12 protein-coding genes are annotated in these 11,692 nt (G+C 44.1%); 9 read left to right on the forward strand and 3 right to left on the reverse strand.

Annotation, left to right across the window (positions count from 1 at the left end):
- Window positions 1-19: 19 nt before the first annotated feature.
- Complete coding sequence (locus C5749_RS10360; protein WP_105725768.1) at window positions 20-1,159, forward strand: TlpA disulfide reductase family protein; 1,140 nt, start codon at window positions 20-22, stop codon at window positions 1,157-1,159.
- 34 nt (window positions 1,160-1,193) lie between these two features.
- Here the strand turns inward: C5749_RS10360 and pgi are convergent, their stop codons facing one another.
- Window positions 1,194-2,840, reverse strand: coding sequence for a glucose-6-phosphate isomerase (gene pgi, locus C5749_RS10365; protein WP_105725770.1), 1,647 nt, complete (start codon window positions 2,838-2,840; stop codon window positions 1,194-1,196).
- Window positions 2,841-2,934: 94 nt separating this feature from the next.
- On the opposite strand from pgi, the gene prfB reads away from it, so the two are divergent.
- Window positions 2,935-4,012 (forward strand): peptide chain release factor 2 gene (prfB, locus tag C5749_RS10370; protein WP_146113734.1). Its coding sequence is split into 2 segments (ribosomal slippage): window positions 2,935-2,994 and window positions 2,996-4,012, totalling 1,077 coding nucleotides; the frame shifts between segments, so codons are not numbered across the junction.
- Between the two features lie 26 nt (window positions 4,013-4,038).
- Here the strand turns inward: prfB and dcd are convergent.
- Window positions 4,039-4,575 carry a dCTP deaminase gene (gene dcd / locus C5749_RS10375; protein ID WP_105725774.1) on the reverse strand — a complete coding sequence of 179 codons (537 nt, stop codon included), beginning with the start codon at window positions 4,573-4,575 and terminating at the stop codon, window positions 4,039-4,041.
- A gap of 10 nt (window positions 4,576-4,585) precedes the next feature.
- Complete coding sequence (locus C5749_RS10380) at window positions 4,586-5,548, reverse strand: isopenicillin N synthase family dioxygenase (RefSeq protein WP_105725776.1); 963 nt, start codon at window positions 5,546-5,548, stop codon at window positions 4,586-4,588.
- A 445-nt stretch (window positions 5,549-5,993) separates the two neighbouring features.
- Between C5749_RS10380 and C5749_RS10385 the strand changes: the two genes are divergently transcribed.
- The 7 genes from C5749_RS10385 to C5749_RS10415 all read left to right on the forward strand — a co-directional run bounded on the left by C5749_RS10385 (window position 5,994) and on the right by C5749_RS10415 (window position 11,672).
- On the forward strand, window positions 5,994-6,440 hold the full coding sequence (locus tag C5749_RS10385; RefSeq protein ID WP_105725778.1) for an acyl-CoA thioesterase: 447 nt from the start codon (window positions 5,994-5,996) through the stop codon (window positions 6,438-6,440).
- Window positions 6,440-7,543, forward strand: coding sequence for a beta-ketoacyl synthase N-terminal-like domain-containing protein (locus tag C5749_RS10390; protein WP_105725780.1), 1,104 nt, complete (start codon window positions 6,440-6,442; stop codon window positions 7,541-7,543). The genes C5749_RS10385 and C5749_RS10390 overlap by 1 nt, the downstream gene beginning before the upstream one ends.
- Window positions 7,544-7,908: 365 nt before the next feature.
- The gene (locus tag C5749_RS10395) at window positions 7,909-8,559 is read left to right on the forward strand and encodes a hypothetical protein (RefSeq protein WP_105725782.1); all 651 of its coding nucleotides are present in this window, start codon (window positions 7,909-7,911) and stop codon (window positions 8,557-8,559) included.
- A gap of 1 nt (window position 8,560) precedes the next feature.
- Window positions 8,561-9,109, forward strand: coding sequence for a beta-ketoacyl-[acyl-carrier-protein] synthase family protein (locus C5749_RS10400; protein ID WP_105725784.1), 549 nt, complete (start codon window positions 8,561-8,563; stop codon window positions 9,107-9,109).
- A 45-nt stretch (window positions 9,110-9,154) separates the two neighbouring features.
- The gene (locus C5749_RS10405; RefSeq protein WP_105725786.1) at window positions 9,155-9,412 is read left to right on the forward strand and encodes a phosphopantetheine-binding protein; all 258 of its coding nucleotides are present in this window, start codon (window positions 9,155-9,157) and stop codon (window positions 9,410-9,412) included.
- Window positions 9,412-10,611 (forward strand): beta-ketoacyl-[acyl-carrier-protein] synthase family protein, encoded by a 1,200-nt coding sequence (locus tag C5749_RS10410; protein ID WP_105725788.1) that lies wholly within the window; start codon window positions 9,412-9,414, stop codon window positions 10,609-10,611. Before C5749_RS10405 ends, C5749_RS10410 begins: the two co-directional genes overlap by 1 nt.
- Complete coding sequence (locus C5749_RS10415; protein WP_105725790.1) at window positions 10,608-11,672, forward strand: beta-ketoacyl synthase chain length factor; 1,065 nt, start codon at window positions 10,608-10,610, stop codon at window positions 11,670-11,672. Before C5749_RS10410 ends, C5749_RS10415 begins: the two co-directional genes overlap by 4 nt.
- The last annotated feature ends 20 nt before the right edge of the window (window positions 11,673-11,692 follow it).

The following is an 11,692-nucleotide window of genomic DNA, read 5'->3' on the forward strand; positions in this document are numbered from 1 at the left end:
GACAACATAACACATTAAAATGAAAACAGGAATATTAACAACGATAATGGCAGTCCCAGCATTGCTGTTTGCCCAAGAAGACTTTACCATAAATGGGAAGGTAGGAGGCGCACAAGAAGGAGCCAAAGTCTTTTTTCAATATAGGGATAATGGTCAAACCGTTTTGGACTCCACAGCTATAGCGAACGGTGCATTTAAGTATCAGGGAACGGTCGCACACCCTACCAGGGCCATGCTAGTTTTAGCAGCAAATGGGGAGACGATGGATGAATTGCGTGCCAGCGGAGAGCGACCTCCTATAAACTCGGTATATCTCGCCAAAGGAGTTATCAAGTTTGAAGGAGATGATTTTATCAGTGCAAAAGCAACGGGTAATACGATCAATGATGACTTTTCGAAGTATCAGGGTATGTTGAACGAGGTCAATGAGGAGTTTGCGGCCCTAGACGCCGAATATCAAGCGGCTCCAGACGAGCAAAAACAAGACGAAACCTTTATTCAAGGTCTTCAAGCAAAGGCGGAGGTACTCTATGAAAAGCAAGCAGATATCAACACAGCGTTTGTTAAATCTAATCCCAATAGCTATGTTTCATTAACGATCTTAGATGAAGAGGCGTCTCCTGAAAAGCTAACCAGTTTCGTAAAGCCAGCTTATGAAAGCTTATCCAACAGCTTAAAGGCTACAGATTTGGGTAAGCGGTTAGGGGAAAAAATTGCGAATATGGAGAAGCTGGCGATCGGTGCCCTAGCACCAGATTTTGTCTTACCTGACACAGCTGGTAATGAATTAGCACTTTCTTCTTTGCGCGGCAAGTATGTATTAGTAGACTTTTGGGCGAGTTGGTGCGGTCCCTGCCGTCACGAGAATCCAACGGTAGTTGCCGCTTTTGAGAAATTTAAAGACAAAAACTTTACTGTCCTAGGAGTGTCACTGGATCGCCCGGGAAAAAAGGAAGATTGGATAAAAGCGATTCACGATGACAACTTGGAACAATGGCCGCATGTATCCGATTTGCAATTTTGGGACTCACCGGTGGTGAAACTATATTCCATTCGGGGTATTCCGCAGAATTATTTATTAGATCCAGAAGGAAAAATTGTGGCTTCCAACCTAAGGGGGCCAGCACTGGAAGAGAAATTGAATGAGATATTAAACTAACAGTAGGGGCGCACGCATTGCGCCCCTACTTATTTTACCGCCAGGCTTTATACTGGTTGATTAAGCCGTTTGTAGACACGTCGTGTGCATTTACGGGCTCGTCGTTTTCTAATTCAGGGAGAATTTTATTTGCTAATTGTTTGCCTAGCTCTACCCCCCACTGGTCGAAACTGAATATATTCCAGATAACGCCTTGGACAAAAATCTTGTGCTCATAAAGAGCTGTCAAACAGCCGAGTGTATAGGGTGTGATTTTTTTAATAAGGAACGAGTTCGTGGGGCGGTTACCTTCGAATACTTTGAAATTTTTCAGTGCGGTAATTTCCGTTGCTGTTTTACCGGATTTCTGCAGCTCGCCTACCACTTCTTCTTCCGTCTTTCCGTTCATGAGCGCCTCGGTCTGCGCGAAAAAATTGGACAGTAGTAATTGATGATGGTTGCCGATGGGATTATGTGAGATCGCAGGCGCAATAAAATCACACGGAATTAATTTCGTACCTTGATGGATAAGTTGATAAAAAGCGTGCTGTCCGTTGGTGCCGGGCTCTCCCCAAATAATGGGACCTGTTTGATAATCTACCCGGTTGCCGTTCCTGTCAATATACTTTCCGTTGCTTTCCATATCACCCTGTTGGAAATAGGCTGCAAAACGGTGCATATATTGATCATACGGTAAAATAGCATGGCTTTCAGCGTCAAAAAAATTATTATACCAAATGCCCAGCAAAGCAAGTATAACCGGGATATTCTGTTCAAATGATGTTTCTTTAAAGTGTATATCCGCCGCGTGTGCACCTTCCAGAAGCTGTTCAAAGTTATCATAACCAATTCCTAAGGAGATCGACAGTCCGATGGCCGACCATAACGAATATCGACCACCTACCCAATCCCAAAATTCAAACATGTTCTTGGTATCGATGCCGAACGCAGCTACACCTTGTTCATTTGTACTTAACGCTGCAAAATGCTTTGCAACATCGGCCTCTTTAGCGCCTAAGGCTAAGAACCAATCTTTTGCAGATTTGGCGTTAGCCATGGTTTCCTGCGTTGTAAAGGTTTTAGAAGCAATAAGAAACAGCGTTGTTTCCGGATTTAGCCCTTGTAATGTCTCCGCGATATGCGTACCGTCCACGTTGGATACAAAATGCATGTTCAACCGTGTTTTGTATGCTTTTAAGGCTTCTGTTACCATCACGGGGCCTAAATCTGAACCGCCGATACCGATGTTCACCACATCCGTTATCTCTTTACCGGTATAACCTTTCCATTCGCCCGAAAGAATCCTGTTGGTAAAGTCTTTCATTTGTGCCTGCACAGCTCTTATTTTGGGCATCACATCTTCACCCTCGACCCATATAGGACTTGTTGATTGATTGCGTAAAGCGGTATGCAATACATGCCTTCCCTCCGTTTGATTGATTTTTTTTCCGCCGAACATGGCTTCGATAGCCTCTCCTAGTTGACACTCTTTTGCCAGCTGTACCAAAAGTGCTAGCGTTTTGTCGTCTATCCTGTTCTTTGAAAAGTCCACCAGGATATCCTCCAATTGTAGCGAAAACTTCTCGAAACGTTGCGGGTCTTCGGCAAATAACTGTTTTAAGGATTTCTCATTAATGGAAATATAATGGTCTGCTAGGTATTTGTACGCTTGTGTGGTTGTGAAATCTACGTTTGGAAACATATTTGTGCTCGTTTGTTTTGTTGAAATCAAAGATAGCTTTTTTTGACTTTTTTTCTGAATTAGGATTCATGAAGGTTTTATTTTATTTTTGAGCATGACCAAGGAACAAATTCAAGACTTGAGGGATAGAGTAACGTCCCTAAGGAGGCATCTTTGACATTGATGCACGGAAATCAGAGATCGTAGAAAAAACAGAAATTACGTTGCGACCCGATTTTTGGGACGAACCCAAAGCGGCAGAGAAAGTTTTGCATGCGATTAAGGCGTTGAAAGTATGGACAGATCATTTCGACGAAGTGTCTGCGGCGGTGGACGATGTGGGCGTTATGTATGAATTTTTTCAATCGGGTGATGCGAGCGAGCAAGATGTAAATGAACAATATGAATCGACCCTTGCTCAAGTAGCCGAACTGGAATTTAAGAACATGCTGAGCTCCGAAGAGGATCAGCTTGATGCTATTTTACAGATTACAGCAGGAGCGGGCGGTACCGAATCCTGCGATTGGGCTGCCATGTTGATGCGTATGTATATCATGTGGGGCGAAAAACACGGATGCAAGGTAGTGGAGCAGGATTACCAGGAAGGTGATGTGGCGGGAATCAAAACGGTGACGCTACAATTTTCGGGAAACTTTGCGTACGGCTATTTGAAGGGGGAAAACGGCGTACACCGCTTGGTTCGCATTTCACCGTTTGATTCCAACGCGAAACGCCATACGTCATTTGCTTCGGTATATGTTTATCCGTTGGTGGACGATAACATTGAGATCGAAATAAAGGACGCCGAGATCGAGTGGGATACCTTTCGCTCGGGCGGTGCCGGCGGACAAAACGTGAACAAAGTCGAGACTGCCGTCCGTTTACACCACAAGCCAACGGGTATTATCATTAAGAACCAGGAATCGCGCTCGCAGCTTCAGAACAAAGACAATGCGCTGCGCTTATTGAAATCCCAGCTTTATGAGATTGAAATGCGGAAACGTCAGGAAGCGACCGCAGCCATTGAAGGTTCTAAGAAAAAAATAGAATGGGGTTCGCAAATCCGGAACTATGTGCTGCACCCCTATAAATTGATTAAAGACCTGCGTACGAATGTGGAAACATCCAACACGCAAGCCGTGCTGGATGGCGATCTCGATGCGTTTTTGAAAGCATATCTCATGGAATTTTAATAAGGAAGTTGCTTGCAACTTCCTTATTAAAATGCATTTTTCCACATCATGCTCTCGACAGGACGGATGGTTTTGTTATTGTATTTGGCATTTCCTTTCGTGTTGTATAGCGTTTCAATATCGCCCTCAACAACAAAATAAATAAGTTGGCCCACCGGCATGCCTGCATAGACCCGGACGGGTTGCGCTACAGAGATCTCTAGCGTCCAGGTATTGCAAAAGCCGACATCTCCTTTACCAGCCGTTGCATGAATATCGATTCCCAAACGGCCCGTGCTGGATTTTCCTTCTAGAAATGGAACATGCCCGTGTGTCTCCGTGTATTCTAACGTAACGCCTAGATAAAGTTTGCCCGGTTGGAGGATAAATCCTTCTTCCGGTATCTCAAAATGTGTGATTTCGTTGTGCTTTTTTGCATCTAACACATCGTCTTTATAGGTGGCAAGGTACTTCCCCAAGTGAACATCGTAAGAGTTTGTTCCTAGACATTTTCTATTGAATGGCTCGATGACGATGGTGCCATTGTCGATTTCTTCTAAAATTCTTTTATCTGATAATATCATTTTTTTGTTATTACATTTTCAACCCAATCTCACGCAAACGCTCATCCAAATATTGTCCTGCCGTATAATCTTGATATGCCTTAGGGTAATCTTCGGAAATACAAGCATCTAAACAGGCTAGACTCATGGAAGCCTTAGGATGTAAGAAGAACGGCACGGAATAGCGCGATGTCTTCATCAATTCCCGCGGTGGGTTTACCACGCGATGGGTGGTAGACTTGAGTTTATTGTTCGTTAGCCGTTGCAACATATCGCCGACGTTGACAACGATGTCTTCTCCTTTGGCCTTAATCGGGAACCATTTACCGTCTTTGGTCCATACTTCTAGACCATCCGCGCTCGCACCAATAAGGAGGGTGATCAAATTGATGTCTTCGTGGGCTCCAGCACGAACAGCATCCGCTGGGATCGCTGCCGGATTTTCAATAGGGAAATAATGGATGGCTCGTAGGATAGAGTTGCCGTTGACGACAAATTTTTCAAAATAGGCCTCTTCCAGATCTAAATAGGACGCAATGGCTTTCAGGAGTTCGCGCCCGGCATCTTCTAATCTTTTATAAACTTCTTGCGTTACTTCGTTAAACCGAGGCAATTCGTCAACGATAATGTTATCTGGAAAATCTGCTTTAGCATAATCTTCACCTACAATGGTCTGTCCACGCTGCCAGAACTCTTTTAAGTCCGGTGTATTAGCATCTTTGGCTTTCTCTTTTCCTTTAGCGGTATACCCACGTTGTCCGGCTAATTCAGGAAATTCGTACTTCCTTTTAACCGCCTCGGGGAGATCAAAAAATCCTTTCACGATAGCATAAAGTTCGTCGATAAGTTCTTGGCTCAACCCATGGTTTGCGATGGTCACAAACCCCGTTTCGTTAAATGCCCTGCCTAAATCTTGTACAAATTTTTTTCGTTCTTCCGCACGACCTTGCGTATATTGAAGCAAATCTAGTCGCGGGATATTTACTAATGCCATGGTCTTTTTGTGGTAAAAATAAGGAAAATTGTCAGATAAAAATTGACGGAGGTTATTTTTGCTGTATTAGCGGTTTAAACGAAGGTTTATTTTTTGCGACTTTTTTTAGAAAAAAGTCACGCAAAAAGGCGTCGCTTCGGATCTTCGAGGAGAATGGATAGTGCTAGGGATGGAGATCTACATACCTCAAAGATCCGGATGCGACAACAAAAGTTAAGGAAGGGTTCATGCAATTGTATTATCCCATCTTTAACATCAAGGTCGCCTCTTTTTTGTTGAGTATGTAAACATTAAAAAATAAACCCTTCCATTGTTATCGATACCCAACCATATTGCATATGAAAATCAATTACTCAAAATCGCTTTTTTGCCTCACGGATTTCGTGAATTCGAAGCATTTTAGGTAGGTTTGCTTACACAGAAGTACGTATTCGTGCGGTGCTATATGATAAAAAGAAGAGAACAATTTTATGAAGAATCGGGGCTGACAGAATCGGTAACCATTCCGGTGCGCTTTAGTGAGGTGGATTCCTTGGGTATCGTTTGGCACGGTCACTATATATTATATTTCGAGCAGGGCCGGGAAGCATTTGGGAAAACCTACGGTATTGACTACATGACCGTACAAAAAGCAGGATTTACGACCCCTATTGTTAAATCCACCTGTGAACACAAATTACCGTTACGTTATGGGGATACAGCACGTATTGTGACGGCCTACGTCGACACACCCGCCGCAAAGATGATTTTTCGATTTAAAGTGTATAATAGTAAGGATCAACTGGTCTGCCAAGGGGAAACGGTACAGGTGTTTTTGGACAAAGCGCAAAACTTAGTATTGAGCATTCCGGATTTTGTGTTGGATTGGAAAAGAAGGGTAGGCTTGCTGTAATGGCGTTTGATCCAATATATATACACGACATAAATTGTGTCAGTCCGTTGGGCCTTGATTTGGCATCAAATTGGACGCAGTCGTTGGCGGGAAATTGCGCCATTGTTCAGCACGATGTTGGTCGTCTGCAAAATGTCTATACTGCTAAAATAACGAAACAGGTAGCGGATAATTTACGAACCCCTCTGAAGGATAGTGCTTTATTGGAGCGCATGTTGTTTACGGCGGCAAAACCGATTGTGGAAAGACATGTGCCTACCTCACGTACGGCGCTGATCTTATCCACCACCAAGGGCAATATCGCTCTCTTGGAGGGGGGGCGGACGGCAGATGCGCAACTTCCTGTGTTAGCCAAGAAAATGGCAGAGGTGCTAGGATTCCAGACGCAACCTATTGTTGTATCACAGGCTTGCGTATCCGGCTTATTGGCTTTATCGGTTGCCAAACGTCTGATACAGATCGGTCAGTACGACGACGCCGTGGTTTTAGCTGGGGATGTTGTCTCTGAATTTGTGTTATCCGGTTTTCAGGCATTCCAAGCCATGAGCCCATTTCCTTGTAAACCGTTTGACAAAGATCGTGCAGGGGTGTCCTTAGGCGAAGCGGCTGCCTGTATATATGTTTCTAAAGAAAAGGGGGAGTTTAAGATTTTAGGAGAAGCATCCATAAACGATGCAAATCATATTTCGGGGCCATCCCGAACGGGAGAAGGACTTGTACAAAGTGTGCTATGTGCCGAACAAGAGGCGAATATCGATATAAAAGATATCGATTTCATATCGGCGCATGGAACGGCAACGCTGTACAACGATGAGATGGAGGCTATTGCCTTTCATCGATTAGGGCTGCAAGATGTACCCATCCACAGTTTAAAGGGTTATTATGGGCATACGCTGGGGGCGTCGGGTTTGTTGGAGACCGTTATTGCATTGCAATGTATGCGGGCTGGCGTATTTATACGGACGAAGGGATTCGAAACATTAGGCGTGTCACAGCCGCTGAATATTATTCAACGGATATCGTGTGGAAAAATAAACCGTTTACTGAAAACAGCTTCCGGGTTCGGGGGGAGCAATGCGGCGATGATTATCGAGAAGACGTAACCGATTTTTAACGTTAACCTATTTCAAATTGACGTTACTGAACGAAATGCTAACGTATCTATATGTCCTTATAACGTTATTATATTATTAATTTACGTTTATAGAATCTGAATTAACGTATCAATTTAAATTGGTAACGTTATATAGTTATGATCAAACGTCATTGTATATTATAACAACGTATTATTCTAGGGATAAGACGTTAGTATTTTATAAACTAACATTATGACATTGAAGATTAACGTATTTATATCATATATAAGCGTTAATACATAATAAGTAAACGTTGTAGTAAAATATGTTAACGTTATGTTTGCTATTCGACAAACTAAATCCTATATTAGAAGCCTATTAAATGTTTTATTATGAGCTATGTACGTGCGCTTGGTTCATTCGGCAACCATAAAGACAGTAAGATGATGGTGGAAGCGGAGGTGATCCTTACCTCCATGAGCGGAAATCCTAACTTCCCTGACCCCATACCATCGCTAGTAGAAGTAGAAAACGCCTATGATGAATATTTAGCGCACTTAACCCGAGCAGACTGGACACACGGACGTGTCGATAGAGCGCTAAAACGCGAAAGCAAAGTCAAGTTGGCGGGACTGTTGAGCGATTTAGCGGCCTACGTAAACTATGTGGCCAAAGGTGATTTGCCCGTGTTATACACCTCAGGATTTCCCATATTTACCGGAAGAAAGAAGGGAATATCTCCGGCGGTAATTATCGGTTGCCGGCTTTCAGACGGAGCGGTCAGCGGCGAGGTTCGCTTCGACTTCGCTTCTTTAGGCAGAGATATGACCTATGAATATACCTATGCGATATGGACATCCATAGAGGAAGTGCCGCCCGAATCGCCCGAACTTCAATGGGAGAAATCCCTTTTTACTACCCGTTCCCGCAATAACCTAATTAAAGGTTTGCCAACTCGATCTATAGTTTTTGCGAAGGTTCGTGGGATCAACCGTCATGGTGTTGGCGATTGGAGTGATGCGGTGAGTCTGATCGTGCGGTAGTATGCTAAAAAAAACCGCCGTACATAAATCCTGTATTATCGAACAACATCGGATTGTTGTGGATGGTAAGCTGATGTGGGCTAGTGAGCCCCATGTACCGTTTTCAGATTTTGCCAAGGAAGCGTTTCATCATCTGGACATCGACTATCCGAAATTCCATAAGATGGATGCGTTGAGCAAGCTGGCATTTCTGGCTGCGGAATATATACTGCAGGATGAAGATAAGGATGCACTAGCGCTTGTCTTAGCCAACAGATCCGGTAGTCTGGATACCGATGTAAAACACCAGGAAAGTATTCAGGATACGGAAAATTATTACCCTCGGCCCGCTACTTTTGTTTACACGCTAGCCAATATCTGTACCGGCGAGATCGCTATAAGACACGGCTTGCAAACCGAAAATGCTTTTTTTGTCGCGGAGGAGTTTCCCGAAGAAACTATTTTCGCTTATGCCGATTACCTGTTACAATCCAACAAAGCAAAACGGGTTTTATGTGGATGGGTAGAATACTTTCAGGAAGATTATCGCGCACTTTTGTATATTTTTTAGTGAAAACAGCGCATTTTTTTTAGGTTTGTCATTATTTTATACATCATGACAGCATTGAAAGAAGAGTTAAAAAGACAGATTATTGAAGTACTCCATCTGGAAGATATTACGCCGGCTGATATCCAAGATGAAGAAGCTTTGTTTGGCGAGGGGTTGGGTTTGGATTCTATCGATGCATTGGAGCTGATTGTTTTGATGGATAAAACGTATGGGATTAAATTGGCTGATCCGAAAAAAGGAAGAGACATTTTTCAATCTATCGATACGATGGTCGCCTATATTTCGGAGCATAGAACGAAGTAATGACTGACAGGGGAGTTGCGGTTACCGGAATGGGCATTATTTCTGCTATCGGTGAAACCGTAGAAGAAAATCTATGGTCGCTGTTGGCTGGTAAGCACGGCCTCTCCCGGATAGCAAACTTTCCCACGCGTTTGCGGGAACAGATTTGGGTAGGTGAACAAAAAAAAACCAACGATGAACTATCAGCTAGCCTTGGATTATCCGAGCGGAATGCTTTCACGAGAACTGCTCTTTTAGGGGCTTACGCAGCTCGCCAGGCGCTCGAATCGGCAAATATGCAGGGTGCCCACGATCTGCGAACGGGATTTATATCATCGACCAGTGTCGGCGGTATGGACTATACGGAACGATATGGCCCGACCTATCTTACATCACCCGAATGGCATCGTTATATCCCGTCGCATCCAGCTGGCGATTCTTCCCATAAAATAGCGGAATATCTGGGCATAAAGGGCCTCGTGACCACTGTGAGCACCGCATGTTCGTCGGCAGCGAATGCCATCATGATGGGTGCCCGTTTGATTCGTTCGAGGCGTTTGGATCGCGTCATTGTAGGTGGAACAGATGCCTTGAGCAAGTTTACGATCAACGGGTTTCATACCCTAATGATTTTAGCTGATGCGCCCTGTCAACCTTTCGACATGCACCGTAAAGGACTTAATTTAGGAGAGGGTGCGGCATACCTTGTGTTAGAATCTGAAGAAATTGTACAACGGCAAGGAAAAAAGGTATTGGCCTACTTGACAGGTTATGGCAATGCAAACGACGCGTTTCACCAAACGGCATCCTCCGAAAATGGGGAAGGGGCTTTTTTGGCGATGCAAAAGGCATTGGCGGTAGCGCAATTAACGCCGCAAGCCATTGATTACGTGAATGCGCATGGAACGGCAACACCGAACAATGATTTGTCGGAAGGGCGGGCCATGCAACGTATCTTCAAAAGCAATGTTCCACCATTTAGCTCAACGAAACCCTTTACGGGGCATACACTGGCTGCGGCTGGTGCCATCGAAGCCGTGTATAGCATATTGGCTTTGCAGCAGGATATGGTACCACCTAATCTCCATTTCGATACACCGATGGAAGAACTCGATATGATACCAGAAACAGCGGTACGGCACCGGTCGTTATCACACGTGCTTTCTAACTCTTTTGGATTCGGGGGCAATTGTTCATCCCTTATCTTTTCAAAAGCATGAAGAAAAGCGTGTTCATAAATGGTATAGGAGCGGTGACGACACAAGGCATCTGGCGATCGGAATTTTTTTCCGAAGCACGGGTATTGGATCATGCAATCAATGCTGCCGAACAACCTGCATATAAAGGGTTTATTTCACCGGGGGCGATCCGCCGCATGTCGAGAGGAATAAAGATGAGCATGTATGCTGCGCAGCAAGCATTGGGAGAATCGTTCGTTACCATACCTGATGCCATTATTACCGGAACTGGGCTGGGCTGTTCCGAAGACTCTGATAAATTCCTACGTAGTCTGTGGGAAAACGATGAGCAATTTCTCACACCGACTTCTTTTATCCAATCTACGCACAATACGGTTGCTGCGCAGATCGCACTCCAACTGTCCTGCAAAGGATATAACGTAACACACGTAAATGGAGCAAGTTCTTTTGAATCTGCCTTGCTGGATACGCTGATGCTGTTGCAGACCGGAGAAGAAGAACATGTACTTCTTGGAGGTGTGGATGAGATTGCCGAGCAGACCTACTCTTTTTTGCAAGCTGGAGGATATATCAAAACAGGAAGTGTTCGTGAAACGGTGAAAACAAGTGTCTCTCCCGGTGTCAATTACGCGGAAGGCGCCCACTTTTTTTCGATGAGTGCTGGCAGAGTAGCGTCTTCTTATGCTGAAATTATAGATGTTAAGTTGCAAAATGAATTGGAGGGATCTCAAATGCGTTCCTTTTTACAAGATTTCCTGACGACAAAAGATTTACATCCAGAAGATATCGATGCGGTTATACTGGGTTACAATGGTGACGAAAATGATGACTTATTTTACGATGCATTGTGGCAGGAGCTTCCCTTGGCAACACCTTTATATTATAAACATCTGAGTGGCCAGTATGACAGCTGTTCGGCTTTTGGACTCATGGTTGCTGCTTTTGTGTTAAAACAACAGACCGTTCCCTCTATTTTGTACTGGAACGAAAAAATACCACCGAACACCACTTGGAAAAACATCCTGATCTATAATCAATATAAAGGTAAAGACCATTCTCTCGTTGTTGTTCGGGCATGTTAAAACACGCTATACTATACCCC

The sequence above is a fragment of the Sphingobacterium gobiense genome, assembly GCF_002980575.1.
GTDB lineage: Bacteria > Bacteroidota > Bacteroidia > Sphingobacteriales > Sphingobacteriaceae > Sphingobacterium > Sphingobacterium gobiense.

Excerpts from the sequence above, each read along its gene's own strand:
- C5749_RS10410 (WP_105725788.1), top strand. The coding sequence starts at position 9,412 with ATGACTGACAGGGGAGTTGCGGTTACCGGAATGGGCATTATTTCTGCT.
- C5749_RS10400 (WP_105725784.1), top strand. The coding sequence starts at position 8,561 with ATGCTAAAAAAAACCGCCGTACATAAATCCTGTATTATCGAACAACAT.
- C5749_RS10360 (WP_105725768.1), top strand. The coding sequence starts at position 20 with ATGAAAACAGGAATATTAACAACGATAATGGCAGTCCCAGCATTGCTG.
- C5749_RS10405 (WP_105725786.1), top strand. The coding sequence starts at position 9,155 with ATGACAGCATTGAAAGAAGAGTTAAAAAGACAGATTATTGAAGTACTC.
- C5749_RS10395 (WP_105725782.1), top strand. The coding sequence starts at position 7,909 with ATGAGCTATGTACGTGCGCTTGGTTCATTCGGCAACCATAAAGACAGT.
- pgi (WP_105725770.1), bottom strand. The coding sequence starts at position 2,840 with ATGTTTCCAAACGTAGATTTCACAACCACACAAGCGTACAAATACCTA.
- C5749_RS10390 (WP_105725780.1), top strand. The coding sequence starts at position 6,440 with ATGGCGTTTGATCCAATATATATACACGACATAAATTGTGTCAGTCCG.
- C5749_RS10380 (WP_105725776.1), bottom strand. The coding sequence starts at position 5,548 with ATGGCATTAGTAAATATCCCGCGACTAGATTTGCTTCAATATACGCAA.
- C5749_RS10415 (WP_105725790.1), top strand. The coding sequence starts at position 10,608 with ATGAAGAAAAGCGTGTTCATAAATGGTATAGGAGCGGTGACGACACAA.
- C5749_RS10385 (WP_105725778.1), top strand. The coding sequence starts at position 5,994 with ATGATAAAAAGAAGAGAACAATTTTATGAAGAATCGGGGCTGACAGAA.
- dcd (WP_105725774.1), bottom strand. The coding sequence starts at position 4,575 with ATGATATTATCAGATAAAAGAATTTTAGAAGAAATCGACAATGGCACC.